Source organism: Streptomyces sp. NPDC092952 (genome assembly GCF_044754785.1).
In the GTDB taxonomy this organism is placed as follows: domain Bacteria; phylum Actinomycetota; class Actinomycetes; order Streptomycetales; family Streptomycetaceae; genus Streptomyces.
The window spans coordinates 19,563-43,514 of record NZ_JBIVPT010000010.1 but is presented as its reverse complement, the minus strand read 5'-3'; the positions used below and the strand labels follow the sequence as shown (position 1 = coordinate 43,514).

The 23,952-nt window shown below is 71.9% G+C and carries 22 protein-coding genes; 7 read left to right on the top strand and 15 right to left on the bottom strand.

Annotated elements, in window-relative coordinates:
• Positions 1-71: 71 nt before the first annotated feature.
• Entirely contained in the window at positions 72-587 is a 516-nt protein-coding gene (locus tag ACIQGQ_RS23360) for a lytic polysaccharide monooxygenase auxiliary activity family 9 protein (protein WP_366291611.1), read from the bottom strand.
• Between the two features lie 359 nt (positions 588-946).
• Here ACIQGQ_RS23360 and ACIQGQ_RS23355 point away from each other — a divergent pair, with 359 nt between their 5' ends.
• Positions 947-1,675: a YoaK family protein gene (locus tag ACIQGQ_RS23355; protein WP_402398571.1), complete on the top strand. Its 729-nt coding sequence runs from the start codon at positions 947-949 to the stop codon at positions 1,673-1,675.
• Positions 1,676-2,029: 354 nt separating this feature from the next.
• Positions 2,030-3,562, top strand: coding sequence for a PP2C family protein-serine/threonine phosphatase (locus tag ACIQGQ_RS23350; RefSeq protein WP_402398570.1), 1,533 nt, complete (start codon positions 2,030-2,032; stop codon positions 3,560-3,562).
• 54 nt (positions 3,563-3,616) lie between these two features.
• Here the strand turns inward: ACIQGQ_RS23350 and ACIQGQ_RS23345 are convergent, their stop codons facing one another.
• The gene (locus ACIQGQ_RS23345; RefSeq protein WP_402398569.1) at positions 3,617-5,113 is read right to left on the bottom strand and encodes a hypothetical protein; all 1,497 of its coding nucleotides are present in this window, start codon (positions 5,111-5,113) and stop codon (positions 3,617-3,619) included.
• 230 nt (positions 5,114-5,343) lie between these two features.
• Between ACIQGQ_RS23345 and ACIQGQ_RS23340 the strand changes: the two genes are divergently transcribed.
• On the top strand, positions 5,344-6,465 hold the full coding sequence (locus tag ACIQGQ_RS23340; RefSeq protein ID WP_402398568.1) for an aminoglycoside phosphotransferase family protein: 1,122 nt from the start codon (positions 5,344-5,346) through the stop codon (positions 6,463-6,465).
• 122 nt (positions 6,466-6,587) lie between these two features.
• Here ACIQGQ_RS23340 and ACIQGQ_RS23335 read toward each other — a convergent pair whose 3' ends face one another.
• Positions 6,588-6,860, bottom strand: coding sequence for a hypothetical protein (locus ACIQGQ_RS23335; RefSeq protein WP_402398567.1), 273 nt, complete (start codon positions 6,858-6,860; stop codon positions 6,588-6,590).
• 45 nt (positions 6,861-6,905) lie between these two features.
• Positions 6,906-8,237 carry an N-acetylmuramoyl-L-alanine amidase gene (locus ACIQGQ_RS23330; protein ID WP_402398566.1) on the bottom strand — a complete coding sequence of 444 codons (1,332 nt, stop codon included), beginning with the start codon at positions 8,235-8,237 and terminating at the stop codon, positions 6,906-6,908.
• Between the two features lie 384 nt (positions 8,238-8,621).
• On the opposite strand from ACIQGQ_RS23330, the gene ACIQGQ_RS23325 reads away from it, so the two are divergent.
• Positions 8,622-10,835: a germacradienol/geosmin synthase gene (locus ACIQGQ_RS23325; RefSeq protein WP_402398565.1), complete on the top strand. Its 2,214-nt coding sequence runs from the start codon at positions 8,622-8,624 to the stop codon at positions 10,833-10,835.
• 98 nt (positions 10,836-10,933) lie between these two features.
• Here ACIQGQ_RS23325 and ACIQGQ_RS23320 read toward each other — a convergent pair whose 3' ends face one another.
• The 5 genes from ACIQGQ_RS23320 to ACIQGQ_RS23300 all read right to left on the bottom strand — a co-directional run bounded on the left by ACIQGQ_RS23320 (position 10,934) and on the right by ACIQGQ_RS23300 (position 15,531).
• Positions 10,934-11,434: a hypothetical protein gene (locus ACIQGQ_RS23320; RefSeq protein WP_352278775.1), complete on the bottom strand. Its 501-nt coding sequence runs from the start codon at positions 11,432-11,434 to the stop codon at positions 10,934-10,936.
• A 121-nt stretch (positions 11,435-11,555) separates the two neighbouring features.
• Positions 11,556-12,722, bottom strand: a complete 1,167-nt coding sequence (locus tag ACIQGQ_RS23315) for a thiolase domain-containing protein (protein ID WP_402398564.1) — start codon at positions 12,720-12,722, stop codon at positions 11,556-11,558.
• Complete coding sequence (locus ACIQGQ_RS23310; protein WP_402398563.1) at positions 12,715-13,767, bottom strand: thiolase domain-containing protein; 1,053 nt, start codon at positions 13,765-13,767, stop codon at positions 12,715-12,717. The genes ACIQGQ_RS23315 and ACIQGQ_RS23310 overlap by 8 nt, the downstream gene beginning before the upstream one ends.
• Entirely contained in the window at positions 13,768-14,715 is a 948-nt protein-coding gene (locus tag ACIQGQ_RS23305; RefSeq protein ID WP_402398562.1) for a Zn-ribbon domain-containing OB-fold protein, read from the bottom strand.
• Between the two features lie 15 nt (positions 14,716-14,730).
• Entirely contained in the window at positions 14,731-15,531 is an 801-nt protein-coding gene (locus tag ACIQGQ_RS23300; protein ID WP_402398561.1) for a crotonase/enoyl-CoA hydratase family protein, read from the bottom strand.
• Positions 15,532-15,697: 166 nt separating this feature from the next.
• Between ACIQGQ_RS23300 and ACIQGQ_RS23295 the strand changes: the two genes are divergently transcribed.
• The 3 genes from ACIQGQ_RS23295 to ACIQGQ_RS23285 all read left to right on the top strand — a co-directional run bounded on the left by ACIQGQ_RS23295 (position 15,698) and on the right by ACIQGQ_RS23285 (position 19,780).
• A complete protein-coding gene (locus tag ACIQGQ_RS23295; RefSeq protein WP_402398560.1) occupies positions 15,698-17,326 on the top strand; it encodes an acyl-CoA synthetase in 1,629 nt (542 codons plus the stop codon).
• Positions 17,327-17,597: 271 nt separating this feature from the next.
• Positions 17,598-18,668, top strand: coding sequence for a nitrous oxide reductase family maturation protein NosD (locus ACIQGQ_RS23290; RefSeq protein ID WP_402398559.1), 1,071 nt, complete (start codon positions 17,598-17,600; stop codon positions 18,666-18,668).
• 35 nt (positions 18,669-18,703) lie between these two features.
• Positions 18,704-19,780 carry a methyltransferase gene (locus ACIQGQ_RS23285; RefSeq protein ID WP_402398558.1) on the top strand — a complete coding sequence of 359 codons (1,077 nt, stop codon included), beginning with the start codon at positions 18,704-18,706 and terminating at the stop codon, positions 19,778-19,780.
• A gap of 64 nt (positions 19,781-19,844) precedes the next feature.
• Here the strand turns inward: ACIQGQ_RS23285 and ACIQGQ_RS23280 are convergent, their stop codons facing one another.
• The 6 genes from ACIQGQ_RS23280 to ACIQGQ_RS23255 form a co-directional block, all read right to left on the bottom strand.
• Complete coding sequence (locus tag ACIQGQ_RS23280; RefSeq protein WP_402398557.1) at positions 19,845-20,174, bottom strand: TcmI family type II polyketide cyclase; 330 nt, start codon at positions 20,172-20,174, stop codon at positions 19,845-19,847.
• A gap of 75 nt (positions 20,175-20,249) precedes the next feature.
• Positions 20,250-20,729, bottom strand: coding sequence for an SRPBCC family protein (locus ACIQGQ_RS23275; protein ID WP_402398556.1), 480 nt, complete (start codon positions 20,727-20,729; stop codon positions 20,250-20,252).
• 1 nt (position 20,730) lies between these two features.
• The gene (locus tag ACIQGQ_RS23270) at positions 20,731-20,988 is read right to left on the bottom strand and encodes an acyl carrier protein (protein ID WP_352278791.1); all 258 of its coding nucleotides are present in this window, start codon (positions 20,986-20,988) and stop codon (positions 20,731-20,733) included.
• A gap of 15 nt (positions 20,989-21,003) precedes the next feature.
• A complete protein-coding gene (locus tag ACIQGQ_RS23265) occupies positions 21,004-22,254 on the bottom strand; it encodes a ketosynthase chain-length factor (protein WP_402398555.1) in 1,251 nt (416 codons plus the stop codon).
• Complete coding sequence (locus ACIQGQ_RS23260) at positions 22,251-23,519, bottom strand: beta-ketoacyl-[acyl-carrier-protein] synthase family protein (protein ID WP_402398554.1); 1,269 nt, start codon at positions 23,517-23,519, stop codon at positions 22,251-22,253. Before ACIQGQ_RS23260 ends, ACIQGQ_RS23265 begins: the two co-directional genes overlap by 4 nt.
• On the bottom strand, positions 23,516-23,950 hold the full coding sequence (locus ACIQGQ_RS23255) for a cupin domain-containing protein (protein WP_402398553.1): 435 nt from the start codon (positions 23,948-23,950) through the stop codon (positions 23,516-23,518). The genes ACIQGQ_RS23260 and ACIQGQ_RS23255 overlap by 4 nt, the downstream gene beginning before the upstream one ends.
• Positions 23,951-23,952: the final 2 nt, after the last annotated feature.

Genomic DNA, 23,952 nt, shown 5'->3' with positions numbered 1-23,952 from the left:
GGACCGGCGGCGTTCCGGGGCGGGCGGTGCCGGGCGGAACGGTCGCCGTCCGGTCCGCCCGGCACCGGGGCTCAGCCGATGTTCACATCGATGCAGGCGTAGAAGGCGTTGGCGGTGTCCGCGATGTTCCACACCGCGAGGACCTTCTGACGCCCCGTCACGCTGCCGAAGTCGACCTGGTGGGTGACCGTGGCACCGGGCTGCGCGCCGTTGTCGTTGAATTCCGCGACCTTCCGGCCACCGGCGAAGTACTGCCAGGTGCTGGTGGCGTGCCGGGCGGTCAGCACCCACTGGAAGGACGTGTTGCGGCTGATCGAGGTGACCTTCCACCCCTTGGAGTCGTTGTCGAGCTCGGCGAACCGGCTGTTCCCGCCGCTGCAGCTGGTCAGCCCCTTGGGGCCTTCCACGCTCTGCGGCTCGTACTTGATGTCGCCACAGCTCACGGTTCCGGCGGCGCACTGGGCCTGACGGCTCGGCGGCGACGAGATGTACCCGTGGGCGCTGGCCGACCCGACCGGGAGGGTCAGGGCCAGCACGGGGGCGAGCAGGGCGCCGACGACCGCGGCCGTCTTCCTCTTCGTGTGCATGCTTCTCCTTCACAGGAGGCGTCGCCGCACCCGACGGGCTATGGGGGCCCGTGGTGCCGGACCGGCCTCTTTGGTGTGGGGCCAAGACGTGCGAAGGGCACGGCAGTCACCGCCGCCGTGTACACCCGGGAAACACCGGGCGCCCGGCAGGGCACTGCACTTGGCCTAGACCATACCGACCGGCGGATCCCCGTCAAGGTGCCCGGCACCACCCTCTTCCACCGTCGCGCGTACGCCGGGGGCGCACTCCCGCCCGTCACGCGCCCACCCCTCGTCCGCCCGCACCAGGGGCGCGCTCCGTGACGTCCCCCGGCGGGTCACACCGGTCCGGCGACGGCGCCGGGGCCGAAAATGCGGACGTGTCCACTGCCGTACGTCCCCCCGTCCCCCGCCCCGGTCCCGCGCCCGACCCCTGGGGGGAGTGGCCGCTGCTGCTCCTGTCGGCGGCCTCCGGCTCGGCCGACGCCTTCGCCTTCCTCTGCGTCGGCCAGGTCTTCGCCGGGGTGATGACCGGGAACCTGGTGCTGCTCGGCATCTCCGCCACCGGCGCCGGGGAACACGGGGTGGTGATCCGGGTGGTCACGGCGCTGCTCGCGTACGGCGCCGGGGTCGCCTGCGGCGCGTGGATGGAGGGCCGGCTGCGGTGGCCGCTTCCGGTGATACTGCTGGCGGAGGTGGCCCTGCTGACCGCGGGATCCGTGCTGTGGGCTTTGGATCCGGCCGCCTCCGCCGGGGGCCGGACGGGGCTGCTGGCGCTCACCGCCGTGGCCATGGGCATCCAGGGCCGGATCCGCTCCACCCCGACCAACTACTTCACCGGAACGCTCACGGGGCTCGTCGGCCGGGCGGCGCTGCGGTCCTGGGGGCGCGGGGATCTCTGGGTGGCCGGTCGGCTGGTGGCGGTGGCGGCGGGCGCTGCGGCCACCGCCGTCACGGGGCACCTGTGGCCGGGCGCGGCGGCCGCGGCCGCCGCACTGCTCGTCGAGAACCGGCACCGGGTGCGGCTGCGGCACCGTGCCGCCCCGGCCGGACCGGAGGAGCCTGGCCCGGACGCTCCGGAGCGCGGGCGCGGTGGCACCCCCGCATAGACGAAGGACGCACCGCACCCGGACCACGGCCTCCACACCGCACCCCACAGCACGGAGCCGGCGCTTCCGCGACCGAAGACCTCTGGCATATGCCCGAACCAGGCCGAACACGCAAGCCCGGACGCGGTACGCACCCTTGCCCCGCACCCCGCACACACCGGCTGACTTGCGCCAACGTCCGTAGAAGGCAAGGACGTTCGAAGGACGAGCTCCCCGCACAGCCTGTGGCATATTCCGCAGGCAACAACGCATCGAGTGTCGCCAAATCCCTTACGGCCTCCCCCCGGCTGTGCGACAGTCGTCTTCGGTCCATCTCTCGGACCTGGTCGTACCGCGCCTGTATCGGAGTACGAGATGCCCTCCCCCCTGTCCGCGGACCGCCCCGCCCCACAACCGCCCGAGCACGACACGGTCGACGCGCTGATCAGCCGGACCCGTCGGCTCCACGGCGACGTGGACGCGGTACGGCGGGGCACGGCGCTGGTCGACGAGGAGGACCCCCAGCTGCGCTGGCGGCGCGCGCTCTACGATCTCGCGGTCCACCACCTGGAGAATCTCGGGACCCACCTGGACCAGCTCAGGGAGGGCCCGCCGTCCGCCGCCCCCGAACGCCGCGCGGAGGTCCCGGCGCCGAGGACGGTGCCGGGCACGCCGGAGCGCGGCATGCCGAGGCCGGGCTCGCTGATCGGCCGGGTGGGCAGCGCCGAATGGGATCTGCTCACCGGCGACGTCAGCTGGTCGGAGGAGTTGTTCCAGATCTTCGGCAGGTCCCCCGGGGCCGAGCCGCTCCCGCTGGACGAGCTGCCGTCCGTGCTCCCCGCCGAGGACCAGCCGCTCCTCAGCTCACTGATGACGGACTGCCTGGTGGACGGCAGGCCGATAGACGGCGAATTCCGCATCCTGCGGCCCGATGGCGGGACGCGCACCCTCCATATGACGGGCGAGCCCGTCCTCGATCCGGACGGCCGCACCGTCGCCATGTGGGCCGTCCTGCGCGATGTCAGCGAACTCCGGCGCAGCGAGCAGACGCTGCGCCGGAGCCATGACTCGCTGCGCCGCCGGGAGTACCGTGCGCGGGCCGAGCACCGCATGGCCGTCGAGCTCCAGGAGGCCGTGCTGCCCCCGTGGCGGGGCACGCTGCGTCTCCCCTCCCGGGAGCCGGACACGCTGGACGTCGCCGCCCACTACCTCCCTTCCGGATCGAGCGCGCACCTCGGCGGTGACTGGTACGACGCGCTGGCGGTGCCGGACGGCAGGACCTTCCTGGCCGTCGGCGATCTGACCGGTCACGGCGTCCGCGCGGCCTCGTCGACGGCGATGCTGCTGGGCGCGCTGCGCGGGATGGCCCTGGCCGGCATCGGTCCGGGTGCACTGATGGGGCATCTCAACCAGTTACTGGAGTCCTCCGTCCAATCCGCTCTGGGCAGCGCGCTGTGCTGCCGGTTCGATCCTGCGACCGGCACCCTCTCCTGGGCACAGGCCGGGCACCCCGCACCGCTGTTGTTCCGCGACGGAACGGGCCGTCCGCTGCCCGCGCCGGACGGTGTCCTGCTCGGTGCCGCCTCCGGGGTCGTCTACGAACAGGACGAAGCACGGCTACTGCCCGGCGATGTGCTGGTCCTGCACACCGACACACTGAACCGCCGGGGCGACCGGGCCACCGGCCCCGATGCCCTGCTGGCACTGGCCCCCCGATTCGCTCGGGCCAGGACCGCGCAGGAATGCCTGCGGGCCGTCGTCGCGGAGTCCGGTGACGACATGCCCCTGCACGACGCCTGTGTACTGGTCGCCCGTGTCGGGGCACAACAGCACGACAAAACGTCCACAGCCACGCACATGGCCTCGCCCACCCGGAACCGCATGACGCCGGACGGCACGGCACACTGACGCACGTGGGCATGCCCGCCCACGACCACGGATCCCGTACGACCGGGCCGTCCCTCAGATCTGTGAGGTACGCCTCGGCTTGACGACCGAGGTCTGCGGCAGGGAGAGCTTGATCTCCTCGCGCAGGTCCGCGATCTTCGTGTATCCCGCGAACTGGCCGGTGAGCCGGTACATTTCGCGCAGCCGGTCCCAGGTGCGGTGCGAGGAGGTCTCGCCCATCGACATCAGGGCGAGCCGGGCGTACCGGTCCGCCTGCTCGGGGTCGTCGGCGATGAAGCATGCCGAGGCGAGCGAGATGTAGTCGAAGATCTTGGACCTCTGACGGCCGTTGACCCTCAGCTCCAGCGCCTGCTTGGCGTGGCGCTGGGCGACGATCGCCGCGGAGGGCTCGTGATCGGCGAGCGTACGGAACGCCAGCGCCTGCATGCCGTGCAGATCCGCCTCGTCGAACATCTGCATCCAACTCGGCGGTGGGACATCGCTCTTGTCGGAGACGAAGAGCTCCTCCGCCTTGCCGAGGGTACGCCGCATCGCCTGGCCGCGCCCCATCGAGGCCTGCGCCCAGGCCTCGATGGTGTACAGCATCGCCTGGGTACGCGGCAGGACCATGTCCCCGGAGCCGGACTTGGCGAGCTTCATCAGGTCCAGGGCGTCGTCGGGGCGGCCGAGATGGACCATCTGGCGGGCCGCCCTGGACAGCGCCTCGCCCGCCCGGGGCCGGTCGCCGCCCTCGCGCGCCGCGTGTGCCGCGATGACGAAGTACTTCTGGGCGGTGGGTTCGAGGCCGATGTCGTGGGACATCCAGCCCGCGAGCACCGCGAGGTTGGCCGCGACGCCCCAGAGGCGGCGCTGCAGATGGTCGGGGTGACGGTAGGCGAGCATGCCGCCCACCTCGTTGAGCTGGCCCACCACGGCCTTGCGCTGGAGTCCGCCCCCGCGTGAGGCGTCCCAGGCACGGAACACCTCCACGGACCGTTCGAGCGCCTCGATCTCGTCCGACCCGATGGGGGCGGCCTCGTACCGGTCGAAACCGGCCGGGTCCGCGGACAGCGGGTCGTTGATCCTTGGCGCGTCGGCAGCCAGTACGGGGTCGGAGTGCAGCCAGTCGTGCATGGGGCCGGTGATGGTCGATCCTGCGGCGAGCGCGGCGCCCGCGCTCACCAAGCCGCGTCGGTTGAGCATGAGGTCCATTCCCGTGACTTCGGTGAGGACCGCTGCCGTCCGGTCGGGCGCCCACGGAAGTCCGTCGGGATTCTCCTGCGTCCCGGCCTCCCGCCGTTTCCCCACACGCCCGCGCCGGTCGAACCCGAGGTCCTCGATGGTCACGACACGGCCGAGCCGCTCGGTGAACAGGGCCGCCAGCACCTTGGGCACGGGATCGCGGGGGCACTCCCCCATGTCGATCCACCGCCTCACCCGCGAGGTGTCGGTGGCCAGTTGGGAGTGGCCCATGGCCGCCGCCTTCCTGTTCACCATTCTCGCGAGTTCGCCCTTGGACCAGCCGGCGAGGCCGAACAGGTCGGACAGGCGGGTGTTGGGTTCTCCGGTCACGTCAAGCCCCCAGGTTCTCGGCTGTTTCGACAGTAACGCCCTGTCAGAGGCCCTGCGCCAATTCGCCACCGTTCGCCAGGGTGCGCCACATGGTCTGCCACCCGGCGCCCGGTGTCAGGTAGGAAAGCGCCACCCCGCCCGGCAGCCCTCGGTACTCCCCAGGGTGCCGACCGGCCGCCGGCGGGGCGGTGTACGCAACTTGTCGGCGCGCGAAGGGATCTGTCTCCCCCATGTACACAGCATCGTCCTCCGTGACCGCCCCGCCCCGGCCGCTCCGCCCTCTGGGGGCGGGCGGCGGGCCGTACCTCGCTCCGCATCCGTCCGCGCCCGGCACGGTCCGGCCGCGGCGGCCTGCGGGTCCCCCGCTCAGCGGCCGGCTGGACCTGTCCGGCCCGCAGGGGGCCCAGTTGAGGATGGCGATCGCCTCGGTGCGACGGATCTGTCCCGAGTTCAACCCGGTCCAGGTGATGCGGCGCAGCGGCCGTTCGGTGCTGCTGGTCGGCTCCACCGGCCGGGCCACCGCGGTCGCCAAGTGTTTACTGGACCACTCGCCCGCCTGGTCGGAGCGGTTCCGCCACGAGATAGCCGCATACCGTGCGTTCGTCCGGCACCGCCCGCCGGTGCGCGTGCCGCGTCTCATCGCGGCCGATCCGGAGAACTGCACCCTGGTGATCGAGCGGCTGCCCGGCCGGGTCGCGGCGCTGAGCAGGCATCCGTCGGAGGCGCCGCCCCGGGCCGACATCCGGTCCGCGCTCGGTGCGATCAGCCGGGTCAACGCCTGGCGGCCGGCCCCCGGTCTCTTCGGGGCCCCGCTCGACTACGCCGCCCGGGTCTCCCGCTACCACGAGCTGGGGCTCTTCACCGACCGGGATCTGGGCGACCTGCAGAAGCTGCTGCACGGGCTGGCGCACGCGAGCAGCCGTCAGGACATGTGGCAGTTCTGCCACGGTGACGCGCTGCTCTCCAACATCCTGCTGTCGCCCGCCGGTCCGGTGCTGGTGGACTGGGAGCACGCCGGCTGGTACCTGCGCGGCTACGACCTGGCGACGCTCTGGACGGTGCTGGGCGACGCCCCGGTGGCGCGGCGGCAGATCAGCCAGCTGGCGCAGGCCGCGGGCCCCGCCGCGCGGGACGCCTTCCTGGTGAACCTGATGCTGGTGCTGACCGGGGAGATCCGTACGTACGAGACGGCCGTGCAGCGTGCCATGCGCGACTCGACCGCCTCGGGTCCCGGGCAGGAACGTCCGGGTGCGCTGTCGTCGAGCGAGGAGCAGCGGCTGCTGCTCCGCCGGCTGCACGACGACTGCGCGATGGCCCGCAGGGCCGTGCGTGCCGCGGTCGGTACGCGCTGACCCTGCTCCGGGGGGATGCGTGCCGCGGGGCCGGTGCCGACACACCGGCCCCGTGGCACGCCGGGGTCCGGGTGCCCCGCCGCACACCCGTCAGGTGGCGGGGCACCCGGGCCGTTGGGCCGTCACGCGGGAATCATCAGGTCCCAGCGGGCCTCGAACAGGACACAGCGGTAGTTCGTCCAGCTTCCGGCGGCGACGCCGGCGTCCCCGGCCGCGGCGCACTCCTGCTGGGTGTCGAAGGCGCCGGCGGTCTCCCAGCCCTGCGCGCCGGTCCCGGCCGCCGCGGCGGCCGGTGCGGTCGCCACGGTGACGACGGCCGCACCGGCTCCGGTCAGCGCGAGCGCCATGACGGCTCCCGCCGCCGCGGTGACGGCGGTCCTGGTCAGCTTCTGCATGAGCCTCTCCTTCTGTTCGGACGGATACCCGGGTGCGGCGCGGACTCAGCGGGTGCGGACGATATCCACGTCGGACGCCTTCACGAAGGCGATGCGGTGGCCGATCTGCACCGTCACGTACTTCTCCTTGCCGCTGAAGTACGCGTGGTCGAAGGGGTACGAGGAGTCGATCGTCGGCGAGTAGAAGAAGCCGGTGGGCGCCTTGCCGCCGCCGGGGTAGGACTGCCCGGCCTTGATCGTGTACTGGAGCGGCGCGCCCACCCGCTGGTCGCCGAAGCCCGCCGGGTACTCGGACTTCTCGGGGTAGGCGACGCCGTAGACCGGTACGTCGGTGCGGCCGGCCTTCGGCCTGACGACGTATCCGGCGGTGGGCACGGTGACCCGGTCCTTGGCCGGGGTGCGGAACCAGGCCTTCTGGCCGTACCACCAGATCGCCGTCCAGCCGGGGGCCCGGTCCGCGACGACGGCCTGCTGGGTGGCGCTGATCTTGCTGCCCCAGTCGGCGGCGCAGTTGGTGCCGGGCGAGCCGTCGGTGTGCAGGCCGGGGTCGGAGAAGAGCGGGGCGTCCTCGGAGGGGCCGGTGTGCAGCGGGACGGCGCTGGAGCCCTGGACCGGCAGGTCGACGCCCTTCTCGCAGTCACGGAAGGCCTGCTTGTTCTGCTTGAAGTCCGGCCCGACGGTGATCAGTTCGCTCTTCTTGGAGGCGCTGGGCACGGTGGGCCTGCCGAGCAGCTTCATGAAGCGGTTCCAGTCCCAGTAGGTGCCCGGGTCCCAGTGCATGTTCTTGGTGCCGGACGCGCTGGTGGGCGGGACCCCGTCGTGGCCGATGATGTGCTGGCGGTCGAGCGGGATGTCGTACTTGGCGGCCAGGTAGCGCACCAGCCGGGCGGTGGAGCGGTACATCTCGGGGGTGTACCACTTGGCGCCCTCGACGGCGACGCCCTCCTGCTCGATGCCGATGGAGTGGCTGTTGACGTACCAGTTGCCCGCCTGCCAGGCGACGTCCTTGTTCTTCACCATCTGGGTGACATGGCCGTCGGAGGAGCGGACCACGTAGTGGGCGGAGGTCTGCTTCAGCGGGTTCTGGAAGATCTTCAGCGTGGTGTCGAAGTCCTCCTCGGTGTCGTGCAGAACGATGAACTTGATCTTGTTGGTGTTCGGCCGGTCCGCGGTGTCGTAGTTCCCGTACGTCTCCTTGTCGGCCGGGTCGCCGGTCTGCTGGTACGCCGCCGGAACCCAGTCGCAGTCGAGGGTGCGCGGACACTCCGGCCGCACCCCGTCCGCACCGGCCTGTGCCGCGGGACTGAGCAGCGCCATGCTCAGCGCGCCGACACCTGTCAGCGCGAGCGCGATTCCGGTCCTCTTCTTCGACGTCATGACAACCCTTCTTGGAGCCGTGCGTACGAGCCGTGCGTGATCCGATCTCACCGTTCCGCCGTGCGCGCACACTCTCCGACCTGAGATGACAGCACGTCAAGAGATCTGTGGCGGACAGCGGACGAGCCAGTGGAACAGACCATTGGCAGGGCGTCTGACCTGCGAGAGGAAGATCAACTGGCGAGGATCGGCAGTTCGTTGCCGGGGTGTCGCGACGACTCCGCGGGGTGTTCGCCACCATCCGCTCGACGCCTCATATCACTTGTCTTATATGACTAATTCCGGATGTGTGTACCTCGAACAGTCGAAGGGTAGTGCTCGCGCCGACACGATCACTCCCGTGCGGTGTTTCGCGCGGCGGTCCAGGAAAGGCACCGGACGCACATGGCTCAGCCCTTCACCCTGCCGGACTTCTACGTTCCGTATCCGGCCCGGCTCAACGCCCATGTCGAGGAGGCCCGAACCCACACCAAGCGGTGGGCACGCGGCATGGGGATGGTGGAGGGTTCGGGTGTCTGGGAGGAGCGGGACATCGACTCCCACGACTACGCGCTGCTGTGCGCGTACACCCATCCCGACTGCTCGGCCGAGGCGTTGTCCCTGGTCACCGACTGGTACGTGTGGGTCTTCTTCTTCGACGACCACTTCCTGGAGCTGTTCAAGCGCACGCCGGACCGGGCGGGCGCCAAGCGGTACCTGGAGCGGCTGCCCGCCTTCATGCCGATGGAGCGGGGCGCCGCGATGCCGGAGCCGGAGAACCCGGTCGAGGCGGGGCTGGCCGACCTGTGGAGACGTACCGTTCCGAGCATGTCCGACGCCTGGCGGGCCAGGTTCGCCGAGGCGACGGAGAACCTCCTCAACGAGTCGCTGTGGGAGCTGTCCAACATCGACGAGGGGCGCGTCGCCAACCCCGTCGAGTACATCGAGATGCGCCGCAAGGTGGGCGGGGCCCCCTGGTCGGCGGGGCTCGTGGAGTACGCGGCGGGTGCCGAGGTCCCCGAGGAGGTGGCGGACGAGCGGGCGCTGCGGGTGCTGCGGGACGCCTTCTCCGACGCCGTCCATCTGCGCAACGACCTCTTCTCGTACCAGCGGGAGGTCGAGGAGGAGGGAGAGAACAGCAACGGGGTGCTGGTCCTGGAGCGTTTCCTCGGCTGCTCCACCCAGGAGGCCGCCGAGGCGGTGAACGACCTGCTGACCTCCCGGCTCCAGCAGTTCGAGAACACCGCGCTCACCGAACTCGGCCCGCTCTGCGCGGAGAAGGGGCTCGACCCGGTCCGTGCCGCCTCGCTGGTGGCGTACGTCAAGGGGCTCCAGGACTGGCAGTCCGGTGGCCACGAATGGCACATGCGCTCCAGCCGGTACATGAACGACGGCGCGGTCGAGGCGGGCACCACCGCCTTCGGGATGGCCGCGGCGTCGATCCGCCTTCCGGTGCGCGCGGAGGCGGCCCGGCTCCGCAGCCACGGCCACCTGCCCCACCGGCGCGTCGGCCCGTCGCTGCTGCCCGAGCTCCGCCTGCCCTTCGGCACGACGCTCAGCCCGCACCTGGAGGGTGCCCGGTGGCGGATCGTCGACTGGGCGGAGCGGACGGGCATCCTGTCACCGCAGCCGGGCGTGCCCGGTTCGCACATCTGGGACCGGCAACGGCTCCTCGCCAACGATCTCCCGCTGTGCGCGGCGGGCATCCACCCGGACGCGACGCCCGACCAGCTGGATCTCGTCTCGCAGTGGCTGACGTGGGGGACGTACGGCGACGACTGGTTCCCGGTGGTGCACGGGCGGACCCGCGACCTGCACGGGGCCCGGATCGCCAACGAACGCCTGTCGCTCTTCATGCCCCTGGACGGGACCGGGACGCCGGAACCGGTCAACGCCCTGGAGCGCGGGCTCGCCGACCTCTGGGCGAGGACCTCGGCCCCGATGGACGCAGAAGGCCGCCGGACGTTCCGCGCGGCCGTGGAGGCGATGACCGCCAGCTGGATCTGGGAGCTGGCGAACCAGGCGCAGAACCGCATCCCCGACCCGGTGGACTACATCGAGATGCGGCGGGCGACCTTCGGCTCCGATCTCACCATGGGCCTGTGCCGGCTCGGGCACGGCCGGAAGGTTCCGCCGGAGGTCTACCGCAGCGGTCCGATGCGCTCACTGGAGAACGCGGCGGCCGACTACGCCTGCCTGCTCAACGACCTCTTCTCGTACCAGAAGGAGATCGAGTACGAGGGCGAGATCCACAACGGGGTCCTGGTCGTGCAGAACTTCTTCGAGGTGGACTATCCGACCGGGGTGGCGGTCGTCCATGACCTGATGGAGTCGCGGCTGAGGCAGTTCCTCCACGTGGCCGAGCACGAACTGCCCGCCCTGTACGACGACTTCGGGCTGGACGGCGAGGCGCGCGAGGCGCTCGCCGGGTACGTGCGCGAGCTGCGGAACTGGCTCGCGGGCATCCTGATCTGGCACCGGGGCTGCCGCCGCTACCGCGAGGAGGACCTGCGGCGCGGGAACGCGGCTCCGTGGCACGCCGACGGCCCCACGGGGCTCGGTGTCTCGGCGGCGCGGGTGACGACGCTCTTCGCCCGGTTCTCCGCAGCCGGTGTGTAGGGCCTGTCCTCCGGGTCGGGCCCCAGGAACACGGCGTCGGCCGTCCGGGGGCGGACGGCCGACGAGCAGGACCGTTTCGGCCGGGTCGGGGGCTCGGCTCAGCCCTGCTGGAACAGCTCGGCGGGCAGCGGCTTCAGCAGGGTGTACAGATCGTCGGTGATCGGCCGGTCCCAGCTGGCGATGGTGACGAGCACGCCGTCGCTGCGGTCGAACTGGACGCAGGAGATACGGCTCTCGGAGAGCTTGATCCGGCGGACGATCAGCAGGTTGTCGCCCTGCATCACGGGGATGTCCTCCGTGCCCGTGACCTCGACCGGCTCGTCGTTCTCCAGGGCGAGGAGCAGCTGGGCGACCTCGAAGGGCGCCTGGCCCTCCTCGGTCTCGCGGGCGGGCGAGCCCTCCGGGAGGTTGCCGATGATCATCGCGGGGCCGCGGCCGCCGAAGAGGTCGTAGCGCAGGAAGACGCCCTGGCAGCTTCCGTCGGGCGCGGGCAGCAGACCGGCGCCCAGGTTTCCGGGCCAGTCACCCGGGTCCATGGCCAGGACGTCGAAGTCGGGGCCCGCGGGTGTGGCTGCGCTACGGCGGCGGAGGAAGGACATGCGGCCATGTTACGTGTCCGGGCCCACCTCGCGGCGCCGGGCCCGCGCGGGGACGGGGCCGGACGGCACCGCCGCCCCGCGCCGGGCCCGCCCCGCGGGCGTCCACCGCGCGGGCCCGGTCTCAGCCGGTGGGGGGCTCGGCCCCGACCAGCCACATGGAGAAGAACTGCGCCCCGCCGCCGTACGCGTGACCGAGCGCCTTGCGGGCCCCGGGCACCTGGTGCTCGCCCGCCCGTCCCCGTACCTGGAGCGCGGCCTCGGCGAAGCGGATCATGCCGGAGGCGCCGATGGGGTTGGTGGAGAGCACCCCGCCGGAGGGGTTGACCGGCAGATCGCCGTCGAGCTCGGTGACCCCGGACTCGGTGAGCTTCCAGCCCTCGCCCTCGTCGGCGAAGCCGAGGTTCTCCAGCCACATCGGCTCGTACCAGGAGAACGGTACGTACATCTCCACGGCGTCGATCTCCCGACGCGGGTCGGTGATGCCGGCCTGGCGGTAGACGTCGGCGGCGCAGTCCCGGCCGGCCTGCGGCGAGACGAAGTCCTTCCCCGCGAAGAGCGTCGGCTCGCTGCGCATGGCGCCGCCGTGCACCCAGGCCGGCGGGTGCGGCGAGCGGGCGGCTCCCGTCCGGTCGGTGAGGATCATGGCGCAGGCCCCGTCGGAGGACGGGCAGGTCTCCGAGTAGCGGATCGGGTCCCAGAGCATCGGGGCCGACCGGACCTTCTCCAGGGTGATGTCCGGGTCGTGGATATGTGCGTACGGGTTCTTCAGCGCGTTGCGGCGGTCCTTGTACGCGACCAGGGAGCCGACCGTGTCGGGGGCGCCGGTGCGGCGCATGTACGCCCGTACGTGCGGGGCGAAGAAGCCGCCCGCCCCGGCCAGCAGCGGCTGCTGGAACGGGATGGGCAGGGAGAGCCCCCACATGGCGTTGGACTCGGACTGCTTCTCGAAGGCGAGGGTGAGGACGGTGCGGTGGACGCGGGCGGCGACCAGGTTGGCGGCGACCAGGGCGGTGGAGCCGCCGACGGAGCCCGCGGTGTGGACGCGGAGCATCGGTTTGCCGACCGCGCCGAGGGCGTCGGCGAGGTAGAGCTCCGGCATCATCAGGCCCTCGAAGAAGTCGGGGGCCTTGCCGATCACGACGGCGTCGATGTCCGCCCAGGCCAGTGCGGCGTCCTCCAGGGCGCGGACGGCGGCCTCGCGGACCAGTCCGGCGATCGAGACATCCCGGCGGGCGGAGACGTGCTTGGTCTGGCCGATGCCGACGACGGCCACGGGCTCCTCAGGCATGGGTGTTCTCCCCTTCGAGGACGGCGACCAGGTTCTGCTGGAGGCAGGGCCCGGAGGTGGCGTGGGCGAGCGCCCGGTCGGACTCGCCGCGGTGGATGCGGGCGGCGGCCTCGCCGAGGCGGATGAGCCCGGCGGCCATGACGGGGTTGGCGGCCAGGGCGCCGCCGGACGGGTTGACCCGCACCTTCCCGTCGAGGCCGAGCGCCTTGCGCAGCACCACCTCCTGGGAGGTGAAGGGGGCGTGCAGCTCGGCGGTGTCCACGGGGCGCTCGAAGGCCCCGGCGCGGGTGGCGGCGAGCCGGGTGGACGGTGAGTCGGTGAGTTCCCGGACGCCGAGGCCGTGCGGCTCGATGCGGTGGTCGATGCCGCGGATCCAGGCGGGCCGGGGGCACAGGGCCCGTGCGGTGTCACCGGCGGCGAGGATCACGGCGGCGGCGCCGTCGCCGACCGGCGGGCAGTCGCCGGTGCGCAGGGGCCGTACCACGTACTCCCCGGCCGGGGCGGCCGTCCTGAGCTGGGCGTGCGGGTTGTCGGCCGCGTCGGCGCGGCTGCGGTGGCCGATCTCCGCGAGGGCGGTCTCGTCGGTGTCGCCCGCGTCGATCAGCGCCTGGGCCTGGAGGGCGGCGAGCGCGACGGAGTCGGGCCAGAGCGGGGCGGTGTAGTAGGGGTCCAGCTGGCGGGTGAGGACGTCCCGCACCCGGCCGGGCGAGGACTTCCCGTAGGAGTAGACGAGCGCGGTGTCGGCCTGTCCCGTCCGGATCTTCACCCAGGCCTCGTACAGGGCCCAGGCGCCGTCCATCTCGACATGGGACTCGGAGATCGGCGGGCAGGCGCCGACGCCGTCGAGCGCCATGGTGAAGGAGAAGGCGCGGCCCGCGAGGTAGTCGCTGGAGCCGGAGCAGGTGAAGCCGATGTCGCTGGTCCTGAGGCCGGTCGCGTCGAGGACCCGGTGGAGCACCGGCATCACCATCTCGACCTCGGAGAGTTCGTCGGTGCGGCGCAGATGGTCCGTCTGCGCGAAGGCGACGATCGCCACGTCTCGCATCTAGAGCAGCTCCTTGTACGCGTCGTAGTCGGCGTCGGGCTCGCCGGTCGGCCGGTAGTGGTCGGGGTGGCGCCCGTCCTCGGTCCAGACGGGCTCGACGCGCAGGCCCATGCGCACCTGGTCGTAGGGGATGCCGCCGATCCGGGCGTGCAGGGCGAGGTCCGCGCCGTCCAGCGCGACGTGCGCGTAGACGTACGGCACGTCGATGTCCAGGTTCTTCGCCTTGATGTTGACGATGCAGAACGTGGTGACGGTGCCGCGCGGGCCGACCTCCACCTGTTCGGTGGTGGCGACCCCGCAGGTGGGGCAGGCGCCGCGGGGCGGGACGTAGACCTTGTGGCAGGAGGGGCAGCGTTCGCCTACGATGCGCCGGTCCGCGAGGGCGCCGAGGTAGGCGCTCTGGGCGCGGCCCGGGGTGTAGCGGTAGTCGAGCCGGGCGGGGGTGACGATGCCGGTGACGGGGTCGGCGAAGACGCCGTCGTGGGGGGTGGCGGTGTGTCCGGTGTCCTCGCCGTCGTACGGCTCGAAGCAGGCGATGTCGGTGATGGCCCCGGTCCGCTCGGCGGCCCAGCGGACGCGTACCCGCATGCCCGTGTGTACGGCGTCGGGGCCGGGGGCGTCGAGGGCGTGCAGCAGGGCGGTGTCGGCGCCGTCGAGCCGGACCAGGACCCAGGCGAAGGGGGTGGAGAGGGGCTGGGCGCGGCGCGGGGCGGGGTTCCAGGCCCAGGTGGTGACGGTGCCGGTGGCGGCGACCTCGGTCAGCTCGCGGAGCTCCTCGGCGGTGACGGGGTCGTACTCGACGGGCGGGACCAGGATCTTCCCCCCGGTGGTGCGGACGCCGAGGACGGTGCGTTCGCGCAGTCCGGTGAGGAAGGCGCTCTGGACGGGTCCGAGGGAGCGGGTGAAGGGGAACTCGACCACCAGCGGTGCGCTGAGGGCTTCGGGCACGGTGATCTCCTCGGCTCAGGCGCGCCGGTAGACGGGCGGGCGCTGCTCGGCGAAGGCGCGGGCGCCTTCCTTGGCGTCGTCGGTGGCGAAGACCGGCCAGCCGCGTTTCAGCTCGGCGGCCAGTCCCTCGGTCTCGGTCAGGTCGGCGCTCTCGTAGACGGACGCCTTGACGGCCTCGACGGCGAGCGGGCCGCAGGCGTTGATCCGCTCGGCGGTTTCGAGAGCGTGTTCCAGTGCGGTGCCGTCGGGGACGACCCGGCCGATCAGGCCGATGGCGGCGGCTTCCGTCGCGCTGTACGGGCGTCCGGTGAGGAGCATTTCGAGGGCGTGCGTCCGGGCGATCTGGCGCGGCAGCCGCACCGTCGACCCGCCGATGGGGAAGAGGCCGCGCCTCACCTCGAAGAGCCCGAAGGTGGCACCCTCGCCGGCGATGCGGATGTCGGTGCCCTGGAGGATCTCGGTGCCGCCGGCGACGCAGTGGCCCTCCACGGCGGCGATCACCGGTTTGCGGGGGCGGTGGTGGCGTAGCATCGCCTTCCAGTGAAGATCGGGATCGGCGGTCATCCGGTCCCGGTACTGCTCACCCGCCATGCCCTTGCCGGCCAGGGCCTTGAGGTCCATCCCGGCGCAGAAGCAGCCGCCCGCGCCGGTCAGCACGACGGAGCGGACGGTGTCGTCGGCGTCCGCCTCCAGCCAGCCGTCGTACAGCCCGACCAGCATCGGCAGCGACAGGGCGTTCTTCGCCTCGGGCCTGTTCAGGGTGAGCACCAGCGTGGCGCCCTCGCGCCGTACGCCGAGGTGTTCCGTACCAGTCATTGTCGGCCTCCCGTCTAGACCTGGAACAGGTTGCAGTAGGCGGGGTGCCAGTTCAATAGTTTTCTGACAGACAGTCAGATTTCTTCGGCGGGACCTCTTCACAGTTGCGTCCACCGGCGCTCTAATGACCGCCGAGCCAGTCAGCTTCCGGGGTCAGGAGGAGTGGGTGGAGTACAACCTTGCCGACCTGTTCGAGTCGGTCGTCGACGCGGTCCCGGAACGGGAGGCGCTCGTCTACCTCGACCACCCGGGTACGGGCGCGGAGCGCAGACTGACCTACGCGGAGCTGGACGCGGCGGCCAACCGCGTCGCCCATCACCTGATCGAGGCGGGCATCGCGCCGGGCGAGCACCTGGGGCTGCACCTCTACAACGGGGTGGAGTACCTCCAGACCGTGCTGGCCTGCCTGAAGGCCCGGATCGTCCCGGTCAACGTGAACTACCGCTACGTGGAGGAGGAGCTGACCTACCTCTACCGTGACGCGGACCTGACCGCGCTGGTCTTCGACGCCGAGTTCGACGAGCGGGTGGCGGCCACCGCGCCCAAGGCCCCGGCCTTACGCCATCTGGTGCGGGTGGGCACCCCGACGGCGGGGGCACCTGGGCCGGAGGCGGTCGCGTTCACCGACGCGGAGGCGTCCGGGAGCCCGGAGCGCGGCTTCCCGCCGCGCTCGGCCGACGACCAGTTCATCATCTACACCGGCGGCACCACCGGCATGCCGAAGGGCGTGATGTGGCGCCAGGAGGACCTCTTCTTCTCCGGCCTCGGCGGGGGCGCGCCGACCGGGGAGCCGGTGAAGTCCCCGCAGGAGCTGGCCGAGCGGGTCGCCGCGGGCGGCGAGGGGATCACCTTCTTCCCCACTCCCCCGCTGATGCACGGCACCTCCACGCTCACCGCCTTCATCGGCTTCAACTTCGGGCAGCGGGTCGTGGTGCACCGCAGGTTCGCGCCGGAGGAGGTGCTCCGCACCATCGAGAAGGAGAAGGTGACCAGTGTGTCGCTGGTCGGCGACGCGATGCTGCGGCCGCTGATCGACGCGCTGCGGGGTCCGCTGAAGGGGACGGACTGCTCGTCGCTGTTCTCCGTGTCCAGCTCCGGCGCGATCATGTCGGACTCGGTGCGCGCGGAGTTCCAGGAGCTCGTGCCGACGGTGATGCTGCTGAACAACTTCGGCTCGTCGGAGTCCGGCTTCAACGGCACCGCGACGGCCGACTCGGGGCCGGAGAAGGGGTTCCGGCTCCAGGTCAACTCCCGTACGGCGGTGGTCGACCCGGCGACGTACGAGCCGGTGGCCCCGGGCGAGCCGGGGCGGCTGGCCCAGCGCGGACACGTACCGCTCGGCTACTACAACGACCCGGACAAGACGGCGGAGACCTTCTTCCGCCGGGGCGAGGAGCGCTGGGTACTGCTCGGGGACATGGCGACGGTCGACGGGAACGGGATCGTCACGGTGCTGGGCCGGGGTTCGCAGTGCATCAACACCGGGGGCGAGAAGGTGTACCCGGAGGAGGTCGAGCAGGCCATCAAGGCCCATCCGGACGTGTACGACGTGCTGGTCGCCGGGGTGCCCGACGAGCGGTGGGGCAACCGGGTCGCGGCGGTGGTGCAGCTGCGCGAGGGAGCGGCCGAGCCCACGCTGGACGACCTCCAGGCGCACTGCCGCACCCGGCTCGCCGGCTACAAGATCCCCCGCCGGCTGGTGATCGCCCGTACCATCCAGCGCTCGCCGAGCGGCAAGGCCGACTACCGGTGGGCCCGCTCGGTCGTCGCGCCCCCGCGGGAGCCCGGGGCGTGAGCCCGTCCGGACGCCGGTCCGGGGCGCCCGCGTAAGACCGACCGGCACATGGGGGGTGGGAGAAGGAGCGGGTCCGGGCGCGTGCGGCTGCAAGGCGGAGGACTGAGGCATGGCGAAGCCATGGTGATGGACGACAACGCCGCAGATGCGCATGCCCGGACCCGCGACGCCGCCCCCCATGTGCCGGTCGGTCTAAGCCATTCGGGCACGCCCCGAACCCAACCGCTCACCCTGTGTGGCAACCGGGTCGGATCGCCCATAGCTTCGGTCCATGAGGAAACGAACCATCACCATCCTGGTCCCGGTCGCGGCGCTCTCCGCCGCGGCCGTGGGCATGGCCTCGCCCGCCGCCTCCGCCCCCGTCGCGCGGGTGGTGCACCCGGGCGAATCGATCCAGCGGGCGGTGGACGCCGCCCGGCCCGGCGACACCGTCGTCGTCCTGCCCGGCACGTACCGGGAGAGCGTACGGATCGCCACCTCCGGGCTCACCCTGCGCGGCTCCGGCGGCCGTACCGTCATCCGTCCGGCCGAACCGGGCACCCGGGCCGCCGACGACGCCTGTGCCAAGGCCGGGAACGGCGTCTGCGTCCTGGGCGCGGAGGGCGGCACCACGGACGGCGTCCGGATCGAATCGCTCACCGTCTCGGGCTTCCCGAAGAACGGGGTCTGGTCCTCCCGCACCGACCGGCTGACCGTCCGCCGCGTGACCGCCGAGCACAACGGTGTCTGGGGCATCGCCCAGGAGCGCTCCACCCGCGCCCTGTTCACGGAGAACGCCGCCCGCTCCAACGGCGACGCGGGCATCTTCGTCGCCAACACCGTCGACGAGGAGGGCGGCGCCACCGACACCGGGGGCACCGAGGTCAGCCACAACGCCCTGTCGGACAACCGGATCGGCTTCACCGCCCGCCGGGTGCGCAACCTCTCCGTCCACCACAACGGTGTCACCGCCAACTGCACCGGAATGTTCGTCGTGGGCGACGAGGGACGGCCACAGGCCGGGGCCATGACCATCGAGTCCAACACGGTCACCGGCAACAACAAGTTCTGCGCCGCGACCGAGCGGCTGTCGGCCCTCCAGGGCTCCGGCATCGTGCTCACCGGCGCCGCGGACACCCGGGTCCGCGCGAACACCGTCCGCGACAACTCCGGGACCTCCCCGATGTCCGGCGGCGTCGTCCTGTTCAAGAGCTTCGTGGGCACCAAGAACACCGGCAACACCATCAGCGACAACGTCGTCCTCGACAACAAGCCGGCCGACCTCACCAACGGGGACACCGGAAAGGGCAACACCTTCACCGCCAACACCTGCGCCACGTCCGCACCGGCCGGGATGTGCTGACCGGTGCACCCCCGCACGAGGAGAAGCGAGACAGCATGACCACCGTGAGCCCCAACCCCGCCCCCACCCCCGCACACACCGCCCTCCCGCACCCCGTCGCGCCTCCGCAGCCGGCGATGCAGCTGCGGGAGCTGGTCTTCGGCGCGGCCAGAGCCGCGGCCGTGCGCGCCGCCGCCCGGCTGCGCGTCGCCGACGCGCTGGGCGAGACCCCGGCCACGGCGCGGGAACTCGCGGACCTGGTGCAGGTCGAGCCGGGCCCGCTGCGGCGGCTGCTGCGCGCCCTGGCCTGCTACGGGATCTTCACCGAGGCGCCGGACGGCCGCTTCGCCCACACCGAGATGTCCCGGCTGCTGCGCGAGGACGACCCGCACAGCCTGCGCGACATCTCGCTGTGGTGCACCGAGCCCTGGACCTGGGACGTGTGGCCGCGCCTGGACGACGCGGTGCGCACCGGCCGGAGCGTCTTCGAGGACGTGCACGGCAAGGGGTTCTTCGACCATCTGCACCAGGACGCCCACGAGTCCGCGCAGGTCTTCAACCGCGCGATGACCACCTCCAGCGTGCAGTCCGCGCTGGACGTCGCCGAACTCCTCGACCTCACCGGGGTGGAGTCGGTCGCCGACATCGGCGGCGGCCAGGGCCATGTCGTGGCGAGCCTGCTGGAGAAGCACCCCGGCCTGCACGGCACCCTGATGGACCTGCCGGGCGTGGTGGCCAGGGCGGACGCGCGGCTGCGGGACCAGGGGCCGCTGGTGGACCGGACCCGGATCGTCGCCGGGGACTGCCGGGAGGCGATCCCGGTCCGGGCCGACCTGTACATCATCAAGAACATCCTGGAGTGGGACGACGACAGCACCCGTCGCACGCTGCGCAACGTCGTCGCCGCGGCCCGTCCGGGGGCCCGGGTCGTGATCATCGAGAACCTGGTCGACGACACCCCCTCGATGCGGTTCACCACCGCGATGGACCTGTTGCTGCTCCTCAACGTCGGCGGGGCGAAGCACACCCGGGAGAGCCTGGTGACCCGGATCTCCGACGCCGGTCTGCTGATCGGGGACGTCGTCCCGGTCAATCCCTACCTCCACGCGTTCGAGTGCGTGGTCCCGGACTGACCGGAACACCGCGCATGCCCCGGGCCCGGCCGTTCGGCCGGGCCCGGGGCATGTACGGCGGGTCTCACGCGGAGGCGCGCTCCCACCGGTAGAACTCGTGGGCCATGGCGTCCTTGGGGCCGCGCCAGGTCTCCGGGTCGTACGCGCTGACGTACGCGCTGAGCCTGTCACTGATGGCCTTGAACTCCGGGTGCCCGGTCACCTTCGCGATCTCGGGGCCCGGCGGGTTCTCGGACTCGATCAGGTGCAGGTACACGTCGCCGAACTGGAAGAGCTTGCGCCGGGTGACGCCGACCAGGTGCGGCAGTTCGGTGCTGTCCGAGGCGGCGAACAGCTCGGCGATGTCCGGCGCCGAGCCCGGTGCCATCCGGGCGACGATCAGGGCGTGGTGCATCGGGAGATGCCTTTCTGGGATCGGGTCCGCCGCCCGGCCGGACGGCGGGGCGGCGGACCACGGGCGGGTGACGGGTCAGTTGGCCCCGACCGGGGCGCTGCGGCGTTCCCGGTCGCGCTGCTCGATCTTGTCCCGGATCAGCTCCATCTGGACCTTGGAGTTCCGGTTGATGTTGTCGGTCATCCAGGCGTCGTCTACGGGCGCGTCGGGGCGCATCGCGAAGTCCTGGGTCCAGTGCATCCTGGTGCCGCCGGGCACCTCCGTGTACGCCCAGCGGATGTCCATGTGCTGGAACGGGCCGGGCTCGACGCGACGGGCGCGTACGGTGCGCGTGGCGCGGTCCACGGTCCGCTCGGAGACCCAGCTCCACACCTTGTCGTTCTCGTCGGGGTGCATCGTCAGCCGGAAGGTGGTGCTGTCCCCGTCCCGCTCGATGATCTCGACCGAGGCGTACTCGCTGAACAGTCTCGGCCAGTTCTCCAGATCGTTGGTCACGTCCCAGACCAGGTCGAGCGGGGCGGCGATGGTGATCTCGTTCTCGGTGTGTCCGGGCACGTCAGGCTCCTGTCATGAGGCTGTTGTTGACGAGGTCGAGGAACTCCTGCGGGGTCTTGCAGCGGTCGGCGTCGGCCGGCAGCGCCCGGCCGTGCCGGTTCTCCAGCACGCCGACGATGCCGAGCAGGCCCAGCGAGTCCAGGCCGTACTCGTCGAAGGCCGAGCCGGGGCGCTGCTCCATGTCGCGGGGGTCGACGGTGACCCCGGCGCCCTTCTTCATCAGCGCGGCGAGTTCCGTGTAGGTCAGTCGGTCGGTCATCGGGACTTCTCCTTGTCACGTTCGGGGGTCGGTGACGCGCCGCAGCACCATCGCCGAGTTCGAGCCCATGAGCCCCCGGCTGAGCACCAGCGCCGTGCGCAGTTCGGCGGGGCGGGCGCTGCCGGTCACCACGTCGATGTCGTGGCACACCTCGAAGACGTTCGGCGTGGGCGGTATGAGCGCGTTCTCCATCGAGAGCACCGCGGCGGCCACGTCCAGTACGGGCGCCCCGCAGTAGGCGCGTCCGATCCCGGTCTTGGGCGCCGTCACCGGCACCCGGCTGCCGTGTGCGCCGAGGGCGTCGGCGAGCGCCAGCACCTCGGCCCGGTCGGCGGCCGGCACTCCGAGGGCGTCCGCGAAGACGACGTCGATCTCCTCGGGCGCGCAGTCGGCCTCCCGCAGGGCGCCGATGATCGCCTGGGCGAGGCCCTCGCGGGACTCCTCCCAGCGGCCCGCCCCGGTGAACGTGGCGGCGTGCCCGGCGAGTTCGGCCCGGACCTTGGCGCCGCGCCGGAGCGCCGACCTCTCCTCCTCGACCACCAGCATGGCTCCGCCCTCGGCCGGGACGAAGCCCCGGGCGTCCGAGGTGAACGGCCGGTAGGCGCGGCCCGGGTCCTCCTCGGTGCTGAGGTCGTCGTAGCCGAGCTGGCAGACGACCGAGTACGGCGCCAACGGGGCCTCGGCCGCGCCGACCACCACCGCCGCGGTGCCGCCGCGGATCGAGCGGGCGGCGTGCGCCAGCGCGTCCAGGCCGCCGGCCTCGTCGCTGGCCACCACCGCGCACGGCCCCTTGAAGCCGCCGCGGATGGAGATCTGGCCGGTGCTGGCCGCGTAGAACCAGGCGATGGACTGGTACGGGCCCACATAGGTGGAGCCCTGGCCCCAGAGCCGCTGGAGCTCGCGCTGGCCGAACTCGCCGCCGCCCGATCCGGCCGCGGTCACCACGCCCACGTCGAAGGGCGACGCCTCGTAGTCGGCGCGGCCGAGCCGGGCGTCCTCCAGCGCGATGTCGGCGGCGGCCATCGCGAAGTGGGTGAACTTGTCGGTCTGGACGAGGTAGCGCTCCTCGATCAGTCCGGCCGGTTCGAATCCCCGTACCTCGCCGGCGACCCGCAGGGGCAGGTGCTCGCAGCCCTCGCGGGTGACCCGGTCCAGGACGCTCATGCCCTCGTGGGTCCGCTTCCAGAAGGCCTCGGTGTTGGTGCCGTTGGGGGCGACCACACCGATGCCGGTGACGACGGTGCGCCGGGCCTTGCGGGTGTTCATGGGGTCCTCCCACCTGTCCGGGTCAGGGCCACCGCGGACTGGAATCCGCCGAATCCGCTGCCCACCGAGAGGACGCTGCGCAGCTTCAGGGGCCGTGCGGTACGCGGCACGTAGTCGAGGTCGCATTCGGGGTCGGGGGTCTCGTAGTTCGCCGTCGGCGGCACCGTCTGGTGCACCAGGGCGAGTACGCAGGCCGCGATTTCTATCGCTCCGATCGCTCCCAGGGAGTGGCCGACCATGGATTTGATCGAGCTCATCGGGATGTCGAAGGCGTGGGCGCCCAGGGCCCGCTTCACGGCGGCCGTCTCGTGCCGGTCGTTCTGCTTGGTGCCCGAGCCGTGGGCGTTGACGTAGTCGATCCGCGAGCCGTCCATCCGGGCGTGGGCCAGGGCCCGGTTGATCGCCTCGGCCATCTCCAGGCCCTCGGGGGTGAGCCCGGTCATGTGGTACGCGTTGCCGAAGGTGGCGTAGCCGGAGATCTCGCAGTAGACCGTGGCGCCGCGGGCGCGGGCGTGCTCCAGCTCCTCCAGGACCAGGACGGCGCCGCCCTCGCCCATCACGAAGCCGTCCCGGCGCGCGTCGAACGGCCGGGAGGCGTGCTCGGCGTCGTCGTTGTTGGCCGAGGTGGCCTTGATCGCGTCGAAGCACGCCACGGTGATCGGGGTGATCGGTGAGTCGGACGCCCCGGCGACGCAGATGTCGACGCGGCCCTCCTCGACGGACTGGAAGGCGTAGCCGATCGCGTCGAGGCCGGAGGTGCAGCCTGTGGAGACGGTCTGCACCGGGCCGTGCGCGCCGACCTGCTCGGCCACCGCCGAGGCCAGGGTGCTGGGCGAGAAGGCCCGTTCCAGATGGCGGTCGGCCTTCTGGTGGTCGACGTCCCAGCGGGCGCCGTGCTCGCTGACGGCGACGTAGTCGTGCTCCAGCCGGGTGGTGCCGCCGACCGCGGTGCCCAGCGACACCCCCATCCGCCAGGGGTCAACCTTCTCCGGGTCCAGGCCCGCGTCGGCGAGGGCCTCCCGGGCCGCCACCATCGCGAACTGGACGTAGCGGTCCTGCCGCGCGACGGTGTCGGCGTCCAGTCCGTGGGCCGCCGGGTCGAAGTCGCACTCGGCGGCGATCCGGGACCGGAAGCCGGCCGGGTCGAAGAGCGTGATGCCCCTGGTCGCGGTCCGTCCGTTGGCGAGGAGGTCCCAGAAGGCGGGGGCGCCGATGCCGCCGGGGGCGACGACGCCGACGCCGGTGACCGCCACGCGGCGGGTCATGAGGCGGCCTCCGTTCGTTCCGGCGGGGCTACGCGGTCGGCGGACCCGGTGTGTTCGGTGTCGACATGGCCGAGCTCCGGGCGCGGGGCGAGCGGGCCGAGATGGAAGACCATCCGCGCCTCGATGTCGCCCACGTTGCGGAACCGGTGGCGCATGTAGGGCGGGATGAGCAGGCCCTGGTCGGGGCTCATCCGGTACGGCTCGCCGTCCAGGTCCACCTCCAGCAGGCCGTCCACCACGTACACGAACTCCTCGGAGTACGGGTGGTAGTGCTCGCCGATGCGTTCGCCGGGCTGGACGATCGCCAGCCCCATGAAGCCGCTGGTGGCCCCGACCGCGGTGGGCGTGAGCATGGCACGGAGATCGCCGCCGCGCCTGCGGTTGGGCTGCGTCTCACTGAGGTCCACGATGCGTGGCCGGTGCGTGGTCATGT